A 20,186-nucleotide genomic window follows, 5' to 3' on the forward strand; every position below is an offset into this window, starting at 1 on the left:
CGACTCGCGATAGGTTGTCCTCCCATGGCGCGGTACATTTTCATTACCGGCGGCGTGGTGTCCTCCCTCGGCAAGGGTCTAGCATCAGCGGCGCTCGGCGCGGTTTTGCAGGCGCGCGGATATTCCGTGCGTTTGCGCAAGCTCGACCCCTATCTGAATGTCGATCCCGGCACCATGAGCCCCATCCAGCACGGTGAAGTGTTCGTGACCGATGACGGCGCGGAGACGGACCTGGATCTGGGCCACTACGAGCGCTTTACCGGCGTTCACGCCACCCGCTTCGACAACGTCACCGCTGGCAAGATCTACCAGACCATTCTCTCAAAAGAGCGCCGCGGCGATTATCTGGGCGGCACCGTGCAGGTCATTCCCCACGTAACCGACGCCATCAAGGCCTTCGTGCTGCATGGCAATGACGATGTGGACTTCGTGCTGTGCGAGATTGGCGGCACGGTGGGCGACATCGAGGGCCTGCCGTTCTTCGAGGCGATCCGCCAGCTCGGCAATGATTTGCCGCCCAATGACGCTGTGTTCATTCACCTCACCTTGATGCCGTGGATCGCGTCTGCCGGTGAAATGAAGACCAAGCCCACCCAGCACTCGGTGCGCGAGCTGCGCGCCATCGGCATCCAGCCGGATATTCTGCTGTGCCGCGCCGACCGGCCCATTCCGGTAGATCAGCGCCGCAAGCTGGGTCTGTTCTGCAACGTGCGCGCATCCAGCGTGATTGAAGCGCGCGACGTGGACACAATTTACGATGTGCCCGCCGCATACCACGCCGAGGGCCTGGATGCGGAAGTGCTGGCACATTTTGGCATCACCGATGCACCGGCCCCGGTTCTGGATCAGTGGCAGGAGATTACCCGTCGCGTGCGCCAGCCTGACGGCGAAGTCAAAATCGCCGTTGTGGGCAAATATACGGGCCTCAAGGATGCCTATAAGTCGCTGACCGAAGCGCTCACTCATGGCGGCATCGCCAACAAGGTGCGCGTCGATATTGAGTGGATTGATTCGGAAATCTTCGAGAAGGAAGACCCGGCTCCCTATCTGGAAGGCGTCAACGCGATTCTGGTGCCCGGCGCGTTTGGCGAGCGTGGCGCAGAAGGCAAGATTGCCGCTGCCCGGTTCGCCCGCGAGCGCGAAGTGCCCTACTTTGGCATCTGCTTTGGTATGCAGATGGCGGTGGTGGAAGCCGCCCGCAATCTGGCCAACATGCCCAACGCGTCATCGTCCGAGTTCGGCCCCTCCAACGAGCCGGTAGTGGGCCTGATGACCGAATGGCTGAAGGCCGGCGAACTGCAAACCCGCAAGGAAAACGGCAATCTGGGCGGCACCATGCGGCTTGGTGCCTATGCAGCCAGCCTCAAGAGCGGCACCCGCATCGCCGATATTTATGGCACGACGCAGATTTCAGAGCGCCACCGCCACCGCTATGAGGTCAACATGACCTACCGCGAGCCGCTGGAAGCGGCCGGCATGACGTTCTCCGGTGCGTCGCCCGATGGCCTGCTGCCCGAAACAATCGAAATCCCGTCGCACCCCTGGTTCATCGGCGTGCAGTACCATCCGGAACTGAAATCCAAACCGTTCGACCCGCACCCGCTGTTCGCAAGTTTCGTCGGCGCCGCCCTGCAGCAAAGCCGACTGGTCTAACGGCACTCACCTGCCTCCCCGCGACTTGATCGCGGGGCCCAGGGCCTCACTGCAAAGCCGACCGTGCCGCTCTGGATTCCGCGATCAAGTCGCGGAAAGGCAATCTGTGAGGGGGCGGAAGGCTTTCTGTCAGCTTGGGTGTGCAGTACCACCCGGAACTGAAATCCAAACCGTTTGACCCGTACCCGCTGTTCGCAAGTTTCGTCGGCGCCGCCCTGCAGCAAAGCCGACTGGTCTAACGGCACTCACCTGCCTCCCCGCGACTTGATCGCGGGGCCCAGGGCCACGCCGCAAAGCCGACCGTGCCGCTCTGGGTTCCGCGATCAAGTCGCGGAAAGGCAATCTGTGAGGGGGGGTGGAAAAGGGTATTCCGTCAGCCTCAGCACAACCCTGATGCCTTGCCATTCAGGCGCGGATGCACCAGCTTGTCGCCGACAATCGTTTTCCCTGTCCGGACAGTATTCATGACCAACCCCAACGCCAGTGTCTCCATCGGCTCTGCCACCTTCGGCAACAAATTGCCGCTGTCGATCATTGCCGGTCCCTGCGCCATGGAGAGCCGCAGCCATGCGCTGGAGATGGCGTCGGCGCTCAAGGAGATCACTGCCAAGCTGGGCATGGGGCTGGTCTATAAATCCTCCTTCGACAAGGCCAACCGCACCTCCGCCAACAGCCCGCGCGGGCTGGGCATGGAACTGGCGCTGCCGATTTTTGCGGAAGTCAAAGAGAGCCTCGGCATTCCCGTGCTGACCGATGTGCACTCGGCAGACCAGTGCGCGCCGCTGGCTGAGGTGGTGGACGTGTTGCAGATCCCCGCCTTCTTGTGCCGTCAGACCGACCTGCTGCTCGCCGCTGCTGAAACCGGCGTGGTGGTCAACGTCAAGAAGGGTCAGTTTCTGGCCCCGTGGGACATGAAAAACGTCGTTGAAAAAATCACCGGCGCAGGCAACCCCAACGTGATGGTGACGGAGCGCGGCGCGAGCTTTGGCTACAACACGCTGGTATCCGACATGCGCGCCTTGCCCGAACTCGCCAAAACCGGCGCACCTGTTATTTTTGATGCCACCCATTCCGTGCAACAGCCCGGCGGGCAGGGCACAACGTCCGGGGGGCAGCGCGAGTTTGTGCCGGTGCTGGCCCGCGCGGCGGTGGCTGTGGGTGTGGCGGGGGTGTTCATGGAAACCCATCAGGATCCGGACAGCGCGCCGTCTGATGGCCCCAATATGGTGCATTTGAAAGACATGCCCGCGTTGCTGGCGCGGTTGCAGGCGTTTGATGCATTGTCAAAGGCTGACTGATCCATAACTCTCACGTGAGCGAACAGGCGGCGATTCTGTGTTGCCGCCAATCAGGGGGTGCCCGGTTTCATGACAATGAGCCAGCCAGTTGAGGGCGATGCGGCTTCCTCTCTGCCCCAATCGCTACCCCCGGCGTTACCAGTCGTCGCGGACCCCACCTTCTCCTATGCGTCGCCGGACGACCCACGCCTCAAGCGCATGTTGATACGGCTGATTGAAACACTTACCGGTCAGCCGCGCCTCAAGCGCATGTATCTGGATAACCGCGCCAACCCCGTACAGGGCGAAACGTTTTTTGCAGCCGCCATTCGCTACTTGCGCCTGCACGTGGATTTTGACATGGCGCGGCTGCACGAAATACCCAAAGACGGCCCGCTGGTGATTGTCGCCAATCATCCCTTCGGTGTGATTGACGGGCTGGTCATCAGCCATCTTGCCTCCATGGTGCGCGGCGAGTTCAAGGTGCTGACCAACGCCGTGCTGACCCAGGCCCCCGAAATTGAAGACTATCTTCTGCCGGTCAATTTTGATGAAACCCGCGAAGCGCTGGCTACCAACATCACGACGCGCAAGATCTCCCGCGATCTGCTCAATGCAGGCGGCACCATCGTGATTTTTCCCGGCGGCACCGTCTCAACATCGCCGCGCCCCTTTGGTCGCGCGGTGGACCCGCTCTGGCAGCCCTTTACCGCGCAGCTCGTGCAGCGCTCCAGGGCCACCGTGGTGCCGATGTTTTTTGAAGGCCAGAACGGACGCCTGTTTCAGGTCGCCAGCCATTTCAGCCGCACGCTCAGATTGTCACTGCTGTTCCGCGAAGTGCATGAGCGTATCGGCAGCCGCATTGCCGTGCGCATTGGCCGGCCGATCCGCTATGAGGAACTGGCGCACCTCAAGGACCGGGTGGCCTTTGCCGACGAGTTGCGCAAACGCACCTACGCGCTGGGCGCGCACCCTTTGCCGTCGCGGGTCTATAGCGGCAAGACATGGGGCGAGAAAATGAAGGCCGGTCGGCTCAGCAAGAAGCGTGCGCGCTAGGCACTGCGCGCAACGTCCGTTTTGTCGTCTGTTGCAACCGTATGCGGCGGCAACCAGATGGTGGCCCGTGTGCCGTGGCCGGGGTCGCTTTCAATCTCAAGACGACCGTCAAGCCGGGCGGCAATCGCCGCCGTAATGCCAATGCCGACACCCAGCCCGCCATGGCTGCGCGAAAGCTCACGCGAGCCCTGCCAGAACGGTGAGAACGCGTGGCGGATGTCCTCTTCGCTCATGCCAACGCCTGAATCGCTCACCCGGATGGATATCCAGCCGTTGCTGGCCAGCCCGGCTGAAACTTTCACCCAACCGCCCTGTTTGTTGAACTTGATGGCGTTTGAGAGCAAATGCATCAGCATCTGCTTGACGCGCCGTTCGTCGCTGTAAATCCGGGCGAGCGCGTCTGGAACGCTGGCCGTCACTGTGACGCTCTTGAGCGGGTCGCGCGAGGTTGCCAGCGCGACGCAGCGGCGCACCAGAGCAGCAAGATCAAAATCGTGCTCACTCACCTGGTATTCGTCCAGTGATACCGACGCAAGGTCCAGTATATCGTTCAGCAACCGAAGCAGCGTCTGGCCGGATGAGTTGATCTCGCGCACATAATCCCTGTTTTCGTCACTGCCCACCGGACCAAACATTTCGCGGTCCAGCACATCCGAAAAGCCGATGATGGCATTGAGCGGCGTGCGCAATTCGTGGCTCGTGTTCGACACGAAGGCGCGCTTGGCTTGTTCCTCGCTGGTCGCAGCCTCTGCGAGGCGGGCCCGCTCCAGTGCTGTTGCAAGCACGGCCTCGCGCACTGAGGCATGTTTTTGGACGGCAATCAGCTTGTTATGCGCCCGCCACCGTACGGTGAACGCCACAACGGTCAACATGCAGGAAATCAACAGAAAAAACCCGAAATGACCCGTCAAGGGATCCGAGATGGTGGGGCGCACAATCGCAAACCACGCCGCAAGCCCCAATCCGAAACTGGCGGCCATATAGGGAATGGACAAAAAGAACAGCCCCAGGAAACCGATCGACAATCCCAGATTGGTCACCTGATGGATTTCGCCGGTGGTGACCACATGCAAAGACGCGGACCCAATCAGGCAGATTGCAAACACGAACATGATGGGGTTTGCGTAGGCCAGCGTTACCCGCCCGGCGCGCGCGGCGGCATAAATACCCAATGTCAGGGCGACAATCCCGATTGCCGCCAGTGTCATGATTTCGCGTGGTCCGGCCGGCAGCATCAGCAGATGACCGATGCCGATGATGGTGTAGGCCGCAGCAGCCATAAGCGCGAGTGGCCTGATCTGTTCCAGCGTGACTTTGTCGCGGTCTGCCTGGGTAGGCACACAGCTGTTTGTCCCGACCGCTGACGATGCGTCGGCATCATCCGGCATGTTTTGCGGGGGCGGTTCAGCTATCGGCTGAGTGCTGTCGCGGGGCATGGGCCTGAATCCAGCGGTGTAAGACTGGCAACAAGCTTCTCATACAACTGTTGCGGGAACCCTAATGGCCTGTGCTCCCTCTGCGGTCCCTCTCCGGTCGTTATGCATGGCCCGCCGGAACGGCCTAGCCGCGGCCCCGATAGGGTGCCACGCCCTGGTCGGGCAACCACACACCCGCAGGCAATGCGCCGGTCTGCCAGAACACGTCAATGGGAATGCCGCCGCGCGGATACCAGTAGCCGCCAATGCGCAGGAATGTCGGTTCAAGCAGATCTGCAAGCCGTTTGGCAATGGCAATGGTGCAGTCCTCGTGGAAAGCCCCATGATTGCGGAAGCTCGCCAGATACAGCTTCAGCGACTTGCTTTCCACCAGCCACTGTCCGGGCACGTAATCAATTACCAGATGGGCAAAGTCAGGCTGGCCAGTGACCGGGCACAGCGAGGTAAACTCCGGCGCTGTGAACCGCGCCACATAGTCCGTACCCGGATGAGGGTTGGCGACGCGTTCCAGCGTTGCCGCATCTGGCGACGCGGGCAGGGCGGTTTGCTGGCCAAGCTGGTGAACGTCTGGTGTGTCGCTCATCTGTGTCGCGAGCCTTCGTAAATGCAGGATTCGCCGCAACTGTCGCGGTGGATTTCAATGCGTGCCAGTTCAGGCAGTGGCGGTGCGAGGCGTGCCCACAGCCACAGGGTAATGTTTTCAAGCGTCGGCGCTTCCAGCCCTTCAATCTCATTGAGGAAGTGGTGGTCAAGCTCGCCGCGCACCTCGCCCAGCACCTTCTCCACATCGCCAAAGTCGCGGATCAGGCCGGTGGTGGCATCCGGCATACCATCCAGCGCGACGATCACGCGGAACGAATGTCCGTGCAGCCGCCGGTTCGGGTGGCCATCTTCGGCGTGCGGCAGAAAATGCGCCGCGTCGAATGAAAACTGTTTGGTGATGCGCATGAGCGGATAAGCGTTACGGAATGCCGATATATTTGTGGGACTGAAGGGACAAACGCCATTTGGGGTGTGAAAGGCAATAGGAAACCGCCAGATTGGTGTTTTTTTCGCGCTCAGGCCCGTCCATCGGCTGCAAAAAAAAGTGCTGGAAATGCAGGCTTTCAAAGCATTCAGGTTGCGCTTCGGCCTGTGTTTGCGGGTAAACCAGCTTTAGCTCCTGCCCGTGCGTCAGCACCAGCGGTGCGTTGGCCTTGGGGCTGACGCAAATCCAGTCGATGCCGCCGGTTTTGCCTTCAGGGGCAGCCAGCGTGCCGTTGGTTTCAACTGCAATCTCGAAGCCTTTGCCGTGCAGCGCATCAATCAGCGGTCCGTCGAGCTGCAACAACGGCTCGCCGCCGGTGCACACAACCAGCCGTCCTGGGTCACCGCCCTGCCATGTTGCGGCCACCGCGTCGGCCAGACCGGCAGCCGTTTCAAACTTGCCACCACCCACGCCATCCACGCCGACAAAATCTGTGTCGCAGAAGTTGCACACAGCTTTAGCGCGGTCCTGCTCGCGACCACTCCAAAGGTTGCAGCCGGCAAAGCGCAAAAACACCGCCGCCCGGCCCGCCTGTGCGCCTTCGCCCTGCAACGTGGGAAACATTTCCTTGACCGAGTAAGTCACAGCCGATGCGCCTTCCAGGTGTCCCAGCCATCGGCGCGCAGTTTACAGGCCGGACACGTGCCGCAGCCATGCCCCCACGCATGGGCATGGTCGCGGTCGCCCAGATAGCAGGTGTGTGTATCGTCGCGGATGATCTCCACCAGCGGCGTGCCGCCAAGCGCATCGGCCATCGCCCATGTGGCCGCCTTGTCCAGCCACATCAGCGGCGTCTCAATCACCACGTCGCGGCCCATGCCCAGCGTCAGCGACGCCTGCAATGATTTCAGCGTCGTGTCGCGGCAATCCGGGTAGCCGGAATAATCCGTTTCGCACATGCCCCCCACCAGCACCGTCAGGTCACGCCGAAAGGCTATCGCCGCCGCATAGGTGAAAAACAGAAGGTTGCGCCCCGGCACAAATGTGGAGGGCAGACCCTGCTCATCAAATGCAATTTCAGCATCGCGGGTGAGAGCGGTGTCGGAAATACGCCCCAGGTCGCTGAGATCCAGCACATGATCCTCGCCCAGCCGCGCCGCCCATGCCGGAAACGCCGCGCGCACCTTGTCGAGCACTACCAGCCGCTGCTCAAGCTCAACGGCGTGGCGCTGGCCATAGTCAAAGCCGATGGTCTCCACATGGCTGTACCGCGTCAGCGCCCAAGCAAGCGTGGTGGCCGAATCCTGTCCGCCCGAAAACAGAACCAGCGCACGATGGTGCCCGGCAGTGGAGGTGCCGGGGGAGGGGTGAAATGTGCTCATGCTGAGGTTGAAGCCTACGGGTGCCGTGCCCGTCAAGGTGCGTGCGCTTTATACGGCGGCACACACTCACCTCCGCCATCCGCGCGTCTGGCGCGGGGGCACGGATGTGGTTTGCCGCAAGGGGCGCGTCAGTCGGTGTCGCCACTCACCATGTAGGCAATGTCGTCGTCGCTCATGCGGTCGATGTTGCGCGCATAATTGAGCCCGTTGCGATAGTAAAACCGCGCGTTGATGAGGTTGGCTTCGCTGTTGTCGCGCGTGCCCACCAGCTTTGCGGGAACACCGGCAATAATCGAGTTGTCGGGAAACTCCTGCCCCTCGCGCACAATGGTATGCCCGGCCACAATCGAGTTTGCGCCAATCCGTGCCCCGTCCATGATGGTGGCGTTGATGCCGATCAGGCACCTGTCGCCAATCTCGCAGCCATGCAGGGTTACGTGGTGGGTGATGGAACAGTCTTCGCCCACGATGGTCGGCGTTGAACCGCCCACATGCACCATCACAAAATCCTGAATGTTGGTGCGGGCACCGATTTTTATCTCGAACATCTCAGCCCGCATTACCACCTGCGGCCACACACTGGCCCCGGCCCCGATAGTGACCTTGCCGTATATCGATGCGGTGTCATGAATGAAGGCGGGGTTGTTGAGTGTTACATGCGGGCCGATATGCGGCATACGGAGTATCCTGATCTAGCGTGCTGGTTGAGTGGTGAGCCGCGTGGCAGCCCATACCGCGAGCGCGGCGGGAACGATGACGCCAGCAAAGTCTGATGCGGTGATGATGTCAAACGGCAGGCCGCGATGCAGCCAGATGCCGACATGATAGAGCGCATGGAACGCAAACCACAGGCCGCCCGCAAGTGCCAGGCGTCTGTCGTAACGCAGCGCACCCCAGACCAGGATCAGCCCGCCCGCCAGATAGGCAAGCGCAACATCGCGCATAAAGTGCAGCGAGAACGGCCCCATCATCGCGACACCGGGCGTATTGTCATAAAACACCTGCGGCAAAAACCAGATATAGCCGCTGACGGCGACGGCAAATGCGGACAGCACGAACAGCAAAAATCGGGGCATGGGGTTTCCTTTCAGATTGGCAGGATTGTAAGCGGTCTATGCTCCCCCCATCCCGGCATCTTCACCGGTGCCAATACCGCCAGAACGGGCCGGGCCAAACGCCGCAGCGGCCAAGAGTGGACTCCGGGTCAAGCCCGGAGAAACGCAAGGGTATGGAGGCGCATGCCCGATAGACGCAGCAGCATAGCCCGGTGTGACAGGATTTCTTAAGTCAGCGGCAGATCAACCGCCTTGAAGGCGGGGCGCAGGCGCAGCGCTTCAAACCAGTTCATGGTGTGATCGCGGTAGGCGTAGTCCACCGGCAGCTTGAGCCAGCGCGCCACCGTCAGGCCAACGGGAATATCCGCCATGGAAAACCGCTTGCCCGCCACATAGGCGGTTTTCGCCAGTTGCGCGTCAAGCACCGCAAGGCGCTTTTCGGCAAGCTCGATGCCGGCGGCAATCATCTCTTCGGTCACGCCGGGGGCATTGCGGATGCGGCCATGAAACACCGGATGCATGGCCGGCCACAGTGCCGTCGTCTGCCAGTCCATCCACTGTTCTTCGATGGCACGCACGCGGGCGTCGGTCGGGTAGTGCAGGCCGGTGCCGCTGTTTGGTGCATAGGTGGCAAACAGATAGCGGACGATGGCGTTTGATTCCCAGATCACCGTGCCGTTGTCATTGAGCACCGGCACCAGTCCGTTGGGGTTCATCGCCAGATAGTCCGGGGTGTCCACCACGCCATGCGCGCCGCCCGCCTCAATGCGTTCAAAAGGCACCTTCAACTCACCCAGCGCCCAGATGACCTTTTGAACATTGATGGAGTTATTGCGGCCCCACAGGAGGGTTTTTACTGGCGTGTCAGACATGTCGGGTTCCGTGGTTTGGCGGGTTCCATGCGCGCGGCGGTTCGGCTATGTAACGGCCACATTGCCTGCGCCCCCCCTTACATCAAGGGGACTTACGATAAAAACACCGGAGACGCCACATGGCCGCCATCATCGACATCACCGCCCGTGAAATACTCGACAGCCGGGGCAACCCCACCGTGGAGGTGGATGTGATGCTGGAAGACGGCGCCTTTGGCCGCGCGGCCGTGCCATCAGGTGCCTCGACGGGTGCCCATGAAGCCGCCGAACTGCGCGACGGTGACGCCAAACGCTATGGCGGCAAGGGTGTGTTGAACGCCGTTGAAAACGTCAACACCGAGATTTTTGATGCCATCGCGGGCATGGACTCAGAAGAGCAGATTTTGCTCGACCGCATGATGTGCGATCTGGACGGCACCCCCAACAAGGGCCGCCTTGGCGCCAATGCCATTCTGGGTGTCTCTCTGGCGCTGGCCAAGGCGTCTGCCCAGTCCTGCGGGTTGCCGCTCTACAAATATGTCGGCGGCCCCGCAGCGCGCGTGCTGCCGGTGCCGATGATGAACATCGTCAATGGCGGCGAACACGCCGACAACCCCATCGACATTCAGGAGTTCATGATTATGCCGGTGTCCGCCCCCACGCTGGCCGACGGCGTGCGCATGGGCTCGGAAGTATTCCACCAGCTTAAAAAGGGCCTGAAAGACGCGGGCCACAACACCAATGTGGGCGACGAAGGCGGCTTTGCGCCGAACCTTGCCTCCACCGAAGATGCGCTGGGCTTTGTGATGAAGGCCATTGAAGCGGCAGGCTACAAACCCGGCGACGACATGCACCTCGCCATCGATGCAGCGTCCACCGAGTTCTACAAAGGCGGCAACTACGTGCTGGCCGGCGAAGGCAAGACGCTGGATGCAGGCGGCATGGTGGATTACTGGGCAGACCTCGTGGGCCGCTTCCCGATCATCTCCATCGAAGACGCCATGGCCGAAGACGACTGGGACGGCTGGAAGGCGCTGACCGACAAAATCGGCAACCAGGTGCAGCTTGTGGGGGATGACCTGTTCGTCACCAACTCAAAGCGCCTCAAGGACGGCATCACACAAGGCGTGGCAAACTCCATTCTGGTCAAGGTCAACCAGATCGGCTCGCTGACGGAAACGCTCGAAGCCGTGGAAATGGCGCACAAGGCCAGCTACACCGCCGTCATGTCGCACCGCTCCGGTGAAACCGAAGACGCAACCATTGCCGACCTGGCGGTGGCCACCAACTGCGGCCAGATCAAAACCGGCTCGCTGGCCCGCTCCGACCGCACGGCAAAATACAATCAGCTTATCCGCATCGAACAGGAGCTTGGGCCCGCAGCGGAATATGCGGGGCGGTCGATCCTCAAGGGCTGAGGTTAGCCCAATCTACTCACCGGCCATTATTGCAGACCTGAAAAGTAGAAATATCCGTATCTCCGGGCTTGACCCGGAGTCCACTCTCGGCGGCTATGGCGGGTAACGTCTGCGAGTAGGCTCCGGGTCAAGCCCGGAGATACGGGTTGATAGGTGTTGAGCCACAAACCACCGTCGCAACAAGTTTACTTGAGCGTGAACGGGCCCCGGCGCAGTGTGTCTGCTCAACAAACGGGGGACCAACGGTCATGCTGAAATGGATTGCACTTGCCGGCACACATGCAGGCGCACTTGCCGTGGGCTTTGCCCTTGGCATTTACCTGTTGCCAATTCTCACCGCACCTGACAGTCCCGATGAGGCGGCGCTGACAGCCTCCGCCCAAAGCGCGCTGTATGAAGCCAGCTTCACCCGCGAGCTTGAAGGCAGCGATTTTCTGCATTGGGGCGAGGGCACTGTCAGTGTCACGCCGCAGCAGATTGTCCACAACGGCGCGCTGTCGCCAGGGCCTGATTTCAAGGTCTATCTCACCAGCGAGTTTGTGGAGACAGAAGCTCAGTTCAATGCGATCAAGGACAATGCCGTGCGCATTGGCGACGTCAAAACCTTTGAAGGGTTCCTGCTGGATGTGCCGCCGGGTGTGGACGTGAGCGCCTACTCAACAGTGGTTGTTTGGTGCGAGGCGTTCGGCGAGTTCATTACGGCCGCGCAATACAAGTAGGTAGTTTTATACCTAGGGTCGCATGTCCCACGGCTCCACTTGTCCGGCAATGGTTACAACATCGTCTGACGTGAATGCTTCAATCGCGCTGGCGCTGATTTCATCATTGGTCAGCCAGCGGGAGTGATCGCCATCGCGCATAAAGCCCAGAAGCACCTGTCGGTAGGTCACATGAGTGAGGCGCTGCATCTGTTGCAGCCGCACGTCACCAAACGCACCGGGGCGTGAGGCGGCCGACCCCAGCACCTCCACCAGCCTGCCGCCCGCAGCCATGTGATGCACAATACGCGCGCGCAACAGCTCGTCGCGCCCGTGCAACCACACAAGGGCTGCGGTGAAAGGCCCGTGCGCCTCAGCCGCCTGATCGAGCGCCGCCAAAAAGGCGGCTGCGTCTTTCCAGTCGGTCTTACAGGGGCGCACGCGCGCATCCAGCGCGGCGTCCGCGAAGCTGAACCCGCCAGCACGCCGCGACATCACAACAATGTCGCCGGGCTGCTGTGCCGCGATGGCGCGGGATGCAGGTGCCAACATGCCGGTGGTGCCAATTAGGAGCGTGCTCATAGCCTGGTTTCCAGTAAGACATGACGTGCAGCAAGACCCTCCGGTCAAGCCGGAGGGAGGTCGGAGTTAAAAATCCGCTTTCCCTCCGGCTTGACCGGAGGGTCTCACGCCACACTCATTACCCGCTCTCCCGAGCCACTCTCACCTGCCACGTGTTGACGCCAAACCATCTAAAGCAACACCTTCGACATAAACGCCTTGGCATCCGCAAACGCTTTTTCGCGCATTGCCGGGTTGCCGCCCACATGCGCACCGCGCTTGGTCATGGTTGCAAACCCTTCGATGCGCGCGTCACGGGTGGATACGTCCTTGCCATTGTCCGTCATCATCCGCCCGTCGGCTGTTACCGTCACGTTGCGCGTCGGTGGCAGGGCAATGACGTCCGGCAAAAATACCAGCTCATCTTTTGAGTCAAACGAGTGATAACTCTCCGGATACAGAATAATCTCGGCATTGCCGCCATGCGCATTCACATCCTCCACCAGCTCAACGGCGGGCGCTGCGGGCGTATAGTCTTCCGCTTCCCCCATCAAAATAAGCATCGGCGCATCCGACCAGCGATTGTCTTCCACCTTGATATGGCAGGCGGGATAAACCGGCATGTGAGCGGCAAACCTGAGGCCCGCCGGTGCCAGCTTTTCGCGGATGGGCGTCCACGCCGCATACACCGCCATGCCGCCGCCAAGGCTCCACCCGGCAACCGCAATGCGCAGGGCGTCAATTTTGGGATGATCCGCCAGCAGCCTGAACGCTGCATAGGCGTCGCAGATCATCATCGCCATTGTCACGTCAATCTGCGTCGTGGATACCTCCCTGGTGCCACGCGCCTCAAACGAATGTGGGCGGAAGGTGGCAATGCCCATGCCGTGAAACATGTCGGCGTAATCAAGATGGTGCGACCGCCAGCCATAAGAGCCGTGACACATCACAACGCACGGGTAGGGGCCATCGCCGTGTTTGGCGGCATCCGGCAACTCAAGATCGCCAAAAATCTGCTGGTCCTGCGCTGTGCCATTCAGAATGTGCGTGAACTCAAAGGCATCACTGCTGGTGATCGTCAGCCGCTCACCCCGGTCTGTGCGCGGGTCACGTGTAAGTTCAACCATCCCGTTATATCCTCCCGGTCGCATTGCTGACGTGCGCCAGCAACGCTGTTTTTGAGTGCGCTTTGCCCGCAGGATGGGCCGAATGCATACATGCGGCAACCGGGTGAACTTCCATTTGTCGTCTGTGCACCCGCCCTGGACCCCGCGGTCAAGCCGCGGGGAAGCAATGATAGGGGGCACAAAGCATGCCTCCCCGCGGCTTGATAACCCTTTAGCCCTCCGGCTTGACCGGAGGGGTGGGGCCCAGAGCACCTGACTCCATAGGCCACGATGAGGCACGACACTAAAACCCGACCATCAGCGCGCTTCCCCGCAGCTTGATAACCCTTTAGCCCTCCGGCTTGACCCGAGGGGCGGGGCCCAGGGCAACCGGATTCAATCTACCAGCGACTCACCCTAAACCCCTGACTCTTATGGGGTTGCCATAAGAATCACTCCTGTGATTCAGTGCGCCTATGAGAATGCATAATTCGATTCGCACCAGTCAGTATGGTGGCCGCTATTCCGTTGAACGCGATGGCCTGCGTGCCCGGCTGGGTCGTGCCATTCTGCCCGTCGCGTGCCTGTGCATCATGGGCTATTTCGGCTGGCACGCGGTGCATGGCGACCACGGGCTTTTGAAACTGGTCGAAATGCGCGAGGTCCGCGCCGGGCTTGAGGCGCAGGTGGCGTCCGCCCGCGATGTCCGTGCGGGTCTTGAGCGCGACGTGGCGCTGCTGCGCCCTGAAAGCCTTGACCCGGACCTGCTCGACGAGCGTGCCCGCGCTGCGCTTGGCTTCGCTCACCCGGACGAGCTGACCATCTTCGTGGATGAGTGAGCACGTGCAGCAATTTGGTGCGATCCGGTAGCAATCTGCGCCGCATTTCGCCACAGAGGGCATTCTCACAATTTTCTGACCAAACAGCGGCTGCATTCGCAGGTTTCGGTCCCGTGCCGTCATCGTATCGTTTACCGTAGCGCGGTACACTAGGCCCGAAGAGACAGGTCATACCAAGGAACCCCATATGGCGGCGCGCGGCGCAAAATCTCAAACCAAAACGGCGGCCACAAAAACCGCTGCCAAAAAATCCTCCGGCAAATCCGTTTTGCAGGCCGAAGCCGAACGCGAGGATACCTCGCAGGCAGCATGGGACGCGATCAAGCGTGCTGACCCCGCACTGAGCGAAGACGACACCCTCAAGGCCTATCGTGACATGCTGCTTATCCGCCGCTTCGAGGAGCGCGCCGGGCAGATGTACGGCATGGGCCTCATCGGCGGCTTTTGTCATCTGTATATCGGTCAGGAAGCCGTCGTCACGGGCGTTGAAATGGCGCTGAAAGATGGCGATCAGATCATCACGTCGTATCGCGACCACGGCCACATGCTGGCCAAGGGCATGGACCCCAAGGGCGTGATGGCTGAGCTGACCGGGCGCGAGGGCGGCTATTCGCGCGGCAAGGGCGGCTCCATGCACATGTTCTCCACCGAAAAAGCGTTTTACGGCGGCCACGGCATTGTCGGCGCGCAGGTGCCCATCGGCACCGGGCTGGCCTTTGCCAATGCGTATAACGACAACGGCCAGGTGTCGGCCACGTTCTTTGGTGAGGGCGCGTCCAACCAGGGGCAGGTGTACGAAGCCTTCAACATGGCTGAGCTGTGGAAGCTGCCGGTCATCTATGTGATTGAAAATAACGGCTATGCCATGGGCACGTCGCTCAAGCGCGCTGCCGCTGAAACGCATCTCTACAAGCGCGGCCGCTCGTTCAACATTCCCGGTGAGGAAGTGGACGGCATGGACGTGGCCAAGGTGCGCGAAGCCAGTCTGCGCGCTGCCCAGTGGTGCCGCGACGGCAACGGCCCGATCATTCTGGAAATGAAGACCTATCGCTACCGGGGCCACTCCATGTCGGACCCGGCTAAATACCGCACCAAGGATGAAGTCAAGAAAATGCGCACCGACCACGACCCCATCGACATGGTGCGTGCCCGCATTCTGGACAAAGGCTGGGCCACCGAAGACGACCTGAAAAAGACCGACCGCGAGGTCAAGGACATCGTGTCGGCAGCCGCCGAGTTCGCGCAGGAAAGCCCTGAGCCGCATCCCGATGAATTGTGGACCGACATCTACGCGCCCGCCGAAGAAGGAGCGCGCTGATGCCCACCAACATCACCATGCCCGCGCTGTCTCCCACCATGGAAGAAGGCACCCTTGCCAAATGGATGGTCAAGGAAGGCGATCGCGTGTCGGCAGGCGACGTGATTGCCGAAATCGAAACCGACAAGGCGACCATGGAAGTTGAAGCCGTGGACGAAGGCATCATCGGCAAAATCATTGTTGCCGAAGGCACCGAGGCTGTGCCCGTCAATGACGTGATCGCCGTGCTGCTGGAAGACGGCGAAGACGCGGACGACATTGACACTGAGGCGTCTGAAGCAGCGCCGGAGAAGAAGCCGGACGCAGACGCCTCATCCAAGAGTGAGGACAGTGACGACGACCAACGCGACCGCACGGACAAGCAAGAGGACAAAGCCGCTCAGGTATTGGCGGATCTTACCGAACCGGAAGTGCCCGAAGGTGTCTCCCTTAAATCCATCACCGTGCGCGAAGCCCTGCGGGACGCCATGGCCGAAGAGATGCGCGCCGATGATCGTGTATTCGTCATGGGCGAGGAGGTGGCCGAATATCAGGGCGCCTACAAAGTGACCCAGGGCCTACTGGAAGAGTTCGGCGCGCGGCGCGTCATCGACACACCCATTACCGAACACGGTTTTGCCGGCATCGGCGTCGGCGCCGCGTTTGCGGGCCTGCGCCCCATCGTGGAGTTCATGACGTTCAACTTCGCCATGCAGGCGATTGACCAGATCATCAACTCCGCCGCCAAAACCCGCTACATGGCTGGTGGCAAAATCGGCTGCCCGATTGTGTTCCGCGGCCCCAACGGCCCCGCCGCGCGCGTGGGTGCCCAGCACAGCCAGGACTATGCCGCGTGGTACGCGCACATTCCCGGCCTCGTCGTCATTGCGCCGTATTCAGCGGCTGACGCAAAGGGCCTTCTCAAGGCCGCCATCCGCGATCCCAACCCCGTGATTTTCCTTGAAAACGAGGTGATGTACGGCAAGAGCTTTGATGTGCCGGACACGGACGATTGGATCGTACCCATCGGCAAGGCGAAAGTGCTCAAGGAAGGCACCGACGTGACCATCGTGTCGCATTCGCACGCGCTGACCTATGTGATGGACGCCCTGCCTGCGCTGGAAGAAGCAGGCATCAACGCGGAGGTGATTGACCTGCGCACCATCAGGCCGCTGGACAAGCAGGCCGTGATCGACAGCGTCAAGAAAACCAACCGCTGTGTAACCGTCGAAGAAGGCTGGAGCATCTGCGGCATCGGCTCGGAAATATCCGCGATCCTGATGCAGGATGCGTTTGATTATCTCGATGCCCCCGTCACCCGCGTGGCCGGCAAGGACGTGCCCATGCCCTACGCCGCCAACCTCGAAAAACTCGCCCTCCCCAGCGTTGACGAAGTCATCGAGGCGGTGAAAGCCGTCACATACAAGTAAGAGCGCCCCATGCCCATTTCCGTTCTCATGCCCGCGCTGTCGCCCACCATGGAAGAGGGCACCCTTGCCAAATGGCTGGTGAAGGAAGGCGACACGGTTGCGTCCGGCGACGTGATTGCCGAGATCGAAACCGACAAGGCCACCATGGAAGTGGAGGCGGTGGACGAAGGCACCATCGGCAAACTGCTGGTGGACGAGGGCACCGAAGGCGTCGAGATCAACAAGCCCATCGCCGTCATTCTGGAAGACGGCGAGGACGAAAGCGACCTTGATGGATTTGACACAGGCGGCAGTGACACAAAGCCAAAGGCGTCTCCCGAACCGTCGAACAGCGAAAAGGCACAGGCATCGCCTGACAAGAAGGACGCTAAGACTGAACGGCCTTCCGAAGGGTCAAGTGATGTCACGCCCAAAGCGGGCAAGGTGCCCGAAGCACCCCGCAAGGACGGCGACCGTGTTTTCGCCAGCCCGCTCGCCCGCCGCATCGCTGCCGACAAGGGCATAGACCTTGCCTCGCTTGATGGCTCCGGCCCCCATGGCCGCATCGTCAAGGCAGACGTGGAAAGTGCATCGTCGGGCAAAAAACCAGCCGGGGACACCGCGCCCAAAAAGGCGTCGTCGTCGTCAGGCGGCCCCGTCGGCTCCCTGCCGGACCCGCGCCTGTATTACGACGAAGGCACCTACGAGGAAGTGCCGCTCGACGGTATGCGCAAGTCCATCGCCAAACGCCTCACCCAGTCGAAGCAGGAAATACCGCACTACTATCTCACGATCGACTGCAATCTTGATGAAGTGCTGCGCGTCAGAAAACAGCTCAACACGGCAGGCGAGGCCGACGGCATAAAAATCTCCGTCAACGACTTCATCATCCGCGCCTCGGCACTGGCGCTGATGCGCGTGCCCGACTGCAACGTGTCTTACGCGGGCGACGCTTTGCTGAAACACAAGCACGCCGACATTGGTGTGGCGGTGGCGCTGGACGGCGGGCTTATCACACCCATTGTCAAAGCCGCCGACACCAAGGGTCTTGCGCAAATCTCTGCCGAGGTAAAAGACCTCGCCGCCCGCGCCAAAGACAAAAAGCTCAAGCCGTCTGACTACGAAGGCGGCTCGTTCTCCATCTCCAATCTCGGCATGTTCGGCATCAGGAACTTCACCGCCGTCATCAACCCGCCCCAGTCCGCGATCATGGCCGTGGGCGCAGGCGAAGAACGCCCGGTGGTCAAAAACGGCAGCCTGGCGTCCGCCACCATGATGACAGTCACCCTGTCGTGCGATCACCGCGCTATCGACGGCGCGCTGGGCGCGAAACTGCTGCAGGCGTTCAAGGTCTTTATCGAAGACCCTGTAACGATGCTGCTGTAAGGGAAGGGGAACGATGGCCAGCACATACGATCTTGTTGTTGTCGGCACCGGACCCGGTGGCTATGTGGCCGCTATCCGCGCCAGCCAGCTGGGCATGAAAACCGCAGTCGTGGAGCGCGCCGAGCTTGGTGGCATCTGCCTGAACTGGGGTTGCATTCCCACCAAGGCGCTGCTGCGCACGTCAGAGATTTATGATCATCTTCAGCATCTGGATGATTTTGGTCTGTCTGCGGACAATATCTCGTTCGACATTGAAAAAGTCGTCAAGCGCTCGCGCAAGGTGGCGGGGCAGTTGTCGTCCGGCATCACGTTCCTGATGAAGAAAAACAAGATTGATGTGCTCACCGGCACCGCAAAGCTGGCAGGCAAGGGCAAGCTGACGGTCGAGCACGACGGCACGTCGCAGGACGTATCCGCAAAGCACATTGTGCTGGCCACCGGCGCCCGCGCCCGTGCGCTGCCGGGCATCGAGCCGGACGGCGACACCATATGGACCTACCGCGAGGCGATGGTGCCAAAGGAAATGCCCAAGAAGCTGCTCGTCATTGGCTCCGGTGCCATCGGCATTGAGTTTGCGAGTTTCTACAAGACCATGGGCGCAGAGGTAACCGTGGTTGAAGTGTTGGACCGCATTCTGCCGGTGGAAGATGAAGACGTGTCAGCCTTTGCGCTCAAGGCGTTCAAGAAGCAGGGCATGAAAATTGTTACCAACGCCAAGGTCACCAAGGTGGAGGTCGCCAGGGGGCAGGCTAAAGCCACCATCGAGGCAGACGGCAAAAGCGACACGCAAGAGTTTGACAAGGTCATTCTGGCGGTCGGCATCACCGGCAACGTGGAAAACATCGGCCTCGAAGACGCGGGCGTTAAAGTCGAAAAGGGCCATGTGGTGGTGGATGGCTTTGGCCGCACCGGCGTGGACGGCATTTATGCCATCGGCGACCTCACCGGCCCGCCGTGGCTGGCGCATAAGGCAAGCCACGAGGGCATTGCCTGCGTTGAAAAAATTGCAGGCCTCAAGACCGCGCACCCGCTCGATACGTCCAACATTCCCGGCTGCACCTATTGTCGCCCGCAGGTGGCGTCTGTCGGCATGACCGAAGCCAAAGCAAAGGATGCGGGCCACGATGTGCGCGTCGGCACGTTCCCGTTTCAGGGCAACGGCAAGGCCATTGCGCTGGGCGAGCCTGAAGGGTTTGTCAAAACCGTGTTCGACAAAAAAACCGGCGAGCTTCTGGGCGCCCACATGATCGGCCCGGAAGTGACCGAACTCATTCAGGGCTACGCCGTGGCCCGCCAGCTTGAGACGACAGAAGCCGAGTTGATGCAAACGGTGTTTCCGCATCCCACATTGTCGGAAGCGATGCACGAAAGCGTGCTGGATGCGTATGGCCGGGTGATCCACACTTAGGCGCTAGCGCCTTCCCCCCACACCCTGGACCCCACCCCTCCGGTCAAGCCGGAGGGCTAAAGGGTTATCAAGCCGCGGGGAGGCAGTTTCTATTTGCTTCCCCGCGGCTTGACCGCGGGGCCCAGAGCGACACACTCCGTCGATGGAAAAGACCTACTATGTCTATATCCTCGCCAGCGGGCGCAACGGCACGCTGTACGTCGGCATGACGAATGACATCGCCCGACGTGCCTTCGAGCATAGAACCGGCGTGTCACAAGGATTCACTCGAAAATACAGCGTTCATACGCTGGTACACGCCGAACCATTTTCAGATGTGCGTGAAGCCTTGCAACGCGAACGCCGCCTGAAGGAATGGCAACGCGCCTGGAAGCTGGCGTTGATTGA

At 60.9% G+C, this 20,186-nt stretch carries 21 protein-coding genes and 1 pseudogene; 12 read left to right on the forward strand and 10 right to left on the reverse strand.

Going from position 1 to position 20,186, the window contains the following annotated elements:
* Positions 1-24: 24 nt before the first annotated feature.
* The 4 genes and pseudogenes from pyrG to RIB87_RS00875 all read left to right on the forward strand — a co-directional run bounded on the left by pyrG (position 25) and on the right by RIB87_RS00875 (position 3,986).
* Positions 25-1,653, forward strand: a complete 1,629-nt coding sequence (gene pyrG / locus RIB87_RS00860; RefSeq protein WP_350142499.1) for a CTP synthase — start codon at positions 25-27, stop codon at positions 1,651-1,653.
* A gap of 134 nt (positions 1,654-1,787) precedes the next feature.
* A pseudogene (locus tag RIB87_RS00865) lies at positions 1,788-1,892 on the forward strand (glutamine amidotransferase-related protein); the annotation flags it as partial.
* A gap of 225 nt (positions 1,893-2,117) precedes the next feature.
* A complete protein-coding gene (kdsA, locus tag RIB87_RS00870) occupies positions 2,118-2,951 on the forward strand; it encodes a 3-deoxy-8-phosphooctulonate synthase (RefSeq protein ID WP_350142501.1) in 834 nt (277 codons plus the stop codon).
* 75 nt (positions 2,952-3,026) lie between these two features.
* Positions 3,027-3,986 carry a lysophospholipid acyltransferase family protein gene (locus tag RIB87_RS00875; RefSeq protein WP_350142503.1) on the forward strand — a complete coding sequence of 320 codons (960 nt, stop codon included), beginning with the start codon at positions 3,027-3,029 and terminating at the stop codon, positions 3,984-3,986.
* On the opposite strand, the gene RIB87_RS00880 is transcribed toward RIB87_RS00875, so the two are convergent.
* The 8 genes from RIB87_RS00880 to RIB87_RS00915 all read right to left on the reverse strand — a co-directional run bounded on the left by RIB87_RS00880 (position 3,983) and on the right by RIB87_RS00915 (position 9,698).
* Positions 3,983-5,326: a sensor histidine kinase gene (locus RIB87_RS00880; RefSeq protein WP_350142505.1), complete on the reverse strand. Its 1,344-nt coding sequence runs from the start codon at positions 5,324-5,326 to the stop codon at positions 3,983-3,985. The two genes, RIB87_RS00875 and RIB87_RS00880, sit on opposite strands and share 4 nt — an antisense overlap.
* 220 nt (positions 5,327-5,546) lie before the next feature.
* Entirely contained in the window at positions 5,547-6,005 is a 459-nt protein-coding gene (gene queF / locus RIB87_RS00885) for a preQ(1) synthase (RefSeq protein WP_350142507.1), read from the reverse strand.
* Positions 6,002-6,370, reverse strand: a complete 369-nt coding sequence (locus RIB87_RS00890) for a 6-pyruvoyl trahydropterin synthase family protein (RefSeq protein WP_350142509.1) — start codon at positions 6,368-6,370, stop codon at positions 6,002-6,004. The genes queF and RIB87_RS00890 overlap by 4 nt, the downstream gene beginning before the upstream one ends.
* A gap of 13 nt (positions 6,371-6,383) precedes the next feature.
* Entirely contained in the window at positions 6,384-7,034 is a 651-nt protein-coding gene (queE, locus tag RIB87_RS00895; protein ID WP_350142511.1) for a 7-carboxy-7-deazaguanine synthase, read from the reverse strand.
* Entirely contained in the window at positions 7,031-7,771 is a 741-nt protein-coding gene (gene queC / locus RIB87_RS00900; RefSeq protein ID WP_350142513.1) for a 7-cyano-7-deazaguanine synthase QueC, read from the reverse strand. The genes queE and queC overlap by 4 nt, the downstream gene beginning before the upstream one ends.
* A gap of 128 nt (positions 7,772-7,899) precedes the next feature.
* The gene (locus RIB87_RS00905; protein WP_350142515.1) at positions 7,900-8,448 is read right to left on the reverse strand and encodes a gamma carbonic anhydrase family protein; all 549 of its coding nucleotides are present in this window, start codon (positions 8,446-8,448) and stop codon (positions 7,900-7,902) included.
* Between the two features lie 15 nt (positions 8,449-8,463).
* Positions 8,464-8,847, reverse strand: coding sequence for a hypothetical protein (locus RIB87_RS00910; RefSeq protein WP_350142517.1), 384 nt, complete (start codon positions 8,845-8,847; stop codon positions 8,464-8,466).
* A gap of 206 nt (positions 8,848-9,053) precedes the next feature.
* On the reverse strand, positions 9,054-9,698 hold the full coding sequence (locus tag RIB87_RS00915; RefSeq protein WP_350142519.1) for a glutathione S-transferase family protein: 645 nt from the start codon (positions 9,696-9,698) through the stop codon (positions 9,054-9,056).
* Positions 9,699-9,817: 119 nt separating this feature from the next.
* Here RIB87_RS00915 and eno point away from each other — a divergent pair, with 119 nt between their 5' ends.
* Together eno and RIB87_RS00925 are read left to right on the forward strand one after the other, a co-directional pair.
* On the forward strand, positions 9,818-11,095 hold the full coding sequence (eno, locus tag RIB87_RS00920) for a phosphopyruvate hydratase (protein ID WP_350142521.1): 1,278 nt from the start codon (positions 9,818-9,820) through the stop codon (positions 11,093-11,095).
* 248 nt (positions 11,096-11,343) lie between these two features.
* On the forward strand, positions 11,344-11,814 hold the full coding sequence (locus tag RIB87_RS00925; protein ID WP_350142523.1) for a DM13 domain-containing protein: 471 nt from the start codon (positions 11,344-11,346) through the stop codon (positions 11,812-11,814).
* Positions 11,815-11,826: 12 nt separating this feature from the next.
* Here RIB87_RS00925 and RIB87_RS00930 read toward each other — a convergent pair whose 3' ends face one another.
* Both RIB87_RS00930 and RIB87_RS00935 read right to left on the reverse strand, forming a co-directional pair.
* Complete coding sequence (locus RIB87_RS00930) at positions 11,827-12,375, reverse strand: Rossmann-fold NAD(P)-binding domain-containing protein (protein WP_350142525.1); 549 nt, start codon at positions 12,373-12,375, stop codon at positions 11,827-11,829.
* A gap of 170 nt (positions 12,376-12,545) precedes the next feature.
* Entirely contained in the window at positions 12,546-13,481 is a 936-nt protein-coding gene (locus tag RIB87_RS00935; RefSeq protein ID WP_350142527.1) for a dienelactone hydrolase family protein, read from the reverse strand.
* Between the two features lie 461 nt (positions 13,482-13,942).
* Between RIB87_RS00935 and RIB87_RS00940 the strand changes: the two genes are divergently transcribed.
* The 6 genes from RIB87_RS00940 to RIB87_RS00965 form a co-directional block, all read left to right on the forward strand.
* On the forward strand, positions 13,943-14,299 hold the full coding sequence (locus tag RIB87_RS00940; protein WP_350142529.1) for an FtsB family cell division protein: 357 nt from the start codon (positions 13,943-13,945) through the stop codon (positions 14,297-14,299).
* A gap of 187 nt (positions 14,300-14,486) precedes the next feature.
* The gene (pdhA, locus tag RIB87_RS00945; RefSeq protein ID WP_350142531.1) at positions 14,487-15,617 is read left to right on the forward strand and encodes a pyruvate dehydrogenase (acetyl-transferring) E1 component subunit alpha; all 1,131 of its coding nucleotides are present in this window, start codon (positions 14,487-14,489) and stop codon (positions 15,615-15,617) included.
* Entirely contained in the window at positions 15,617-17,026 is a 1,410-nt protein-coding gene (locus tag RIB87_RS00950; protein ID WP_350142533.1) for a pyruvate dehydrogenase complex E1 component subunit beta, read from the forward strand. Before pdhA ends, RIB87_RS00950 begins: the two co-directional genes overlap by 1 nt.
* Before the next feature lie 9 nt (positions 17,027-17,035).
* Complete coding sequence (locus RIB87_RS00955) at positions 17,036-18,391, forward strand: pyruvate dehydrogenase complex dihydrolipoamide acetyltransferase (RefSeq protein WP_350142535.1); 1,356 nt, start codon at positions 17,036-17,038, stop codon at positions 18,389-18,391.
* Between the two features lie 13 nt (positions 18,392-18,404).
* Positions 18,405-19,799, forward strand: coding sequence for a dihydrolipoyl dehydrogenase (gene lpdA / locus RIB87_RS00960; RefSeq protein ID WP_350142537.1), 1,395 nt, complete (start codon positions 18,405-18,407; stop codon positions 19,797-19,799).
* A gap of 142 nt (positions 19,800-19,941) precedes the next feature.
* Positions 19,942-20,186: GIY-YIG nuclease family protein (locus RIB87_RS00965; RefSeq protein WP_350142539.1), on the forward strand; the 245-nt coding region annotated here is incomplete at its 3' end.

The organism is Pyruvatibacter sp. (assembly GCF_040219635.1).
Taxonomy (GTDB): domain Bacteria; phylum Pseudomonadota; class Alphaproteobacteria; order CGMCC-115125; family CGMCC-115125; genus Pyruvatibacter.

Coding starts and splice junctions, on each gene's coding strand:
- pyrG (WP_350142499.1), top strand. CDS start 25: ATGGCGCGGTACATTTTCATTACCGGCGGCGTGGTGTCCTCCCTCGGC.
- kdsA (WP_350142501.1), top strand. CDS start 2,118: ATGACCAACCCCAACGCCAGTGTCTCCATCGGCTCTGCCACCTTCGGC.
- RIB87_RS00875 (WP_350142503.1), top strand. CDS start 3,027: ATGAGCCAGCCAGTTGAGGGCGATGCGGCTTCCTCTCTGCCCCAATCG.
- queF (WP_350142507.1), bottom strand. CDS start 6,005: ATGAGCGACACACCAGACGTTCACCAGCTTGGCCAGCAAACCGCCCTG.
- RIB87_RS00890 (WP_350142509.1), bottom strand. CDS start 6,370: ATGCGCATCACCAAACAGTTTTCATTCGACGCGGCGCATTTTCTGCCG.
- queC (WP_350142513.1), bottom strand. CDS start 7,771: ATGAGCACATTTCACCCCTCCCCCGGCACCTCCACTGCCGGGCACCAT.
- RIB87_RS00905 (WP_350142515.1), bottom strand. CDS start 8,448: ATGCCGCATATCGGCCCGCATGTAACACTCAACAACCCCGCCTTCATT.
- RIB87_RS00910 (WP_350142517.1), bottom strand. CDS start 8,847: ATGCCCCGATTTTTGCTGTTCGTGCTGTCCGCATTTGCCGTCGCCGTC.
- RIB87_RS00915 (WP_350142519.1), bottom strand. CDS start 9,698: ATGTCTGACACGCCAGTAAAAACCCTCCTGTGGGGCCGCAATAACTCC.
- eno (WP_350142521.1), top strand. CDS start 9,818: ATGGCCGCCATCATCGACATCACCGCCCGTGAAATACTCGACAGCCGG.
- RIB87_RS00925 (WP_350142523.1), top strand. CDS start 11,344: ATGCTGAAATGGATTGCACTTGCCGGCACACATGCAGGCGCACTTGCC.
- RIB87_RS00930 (WP_350142525.1), bottom strand. CDS start 12,375: ATGAGCACGCTCCTAATTGGCACCACCGGCATGTTGGCACCTGCATCC.
- RIB87_RS00935 (WP_350142527.1), bottom strand. CDS start 13,481: ATGGTTGAACTTACACGTGACCCGCGCACAGACCGGGGTGAGCGGCTG.
- RIB87_RS00940 (WP_350142529.1), top strand. CDS start 13,943: ATGCATAATTCGATTCGCACCAGTCAGTATGGTGGCCGCTATTCCGTT.
- pdhA (WP_350142531.1), top strand. CDS start 14,487: ATGGCGGCGCGCGGCGCAAAATCTCAAACCAAAACGGCGGCCACAAAA.
- RIB87_RS00950 (WP_350142533.1), top strand. CDS start 15,617: ATGCCCACCAACATCACCATGCCCGCGCTGTCTCCCACCATGGAAGAA.
- RIB87_RS00955 (WP_350142535.1), top strand. CDS start 17,036: ATGCCCATTTCCGTTCTCATGCCCGCGCTGTCGCCCACCATGGAAGAG.
- lpdA (WP_350142537.1), top strand. CDS start 18,405: ATGGCCAGCACATACGATCTTGTTGTTGTCGGCACCGGACCCGGTGGC.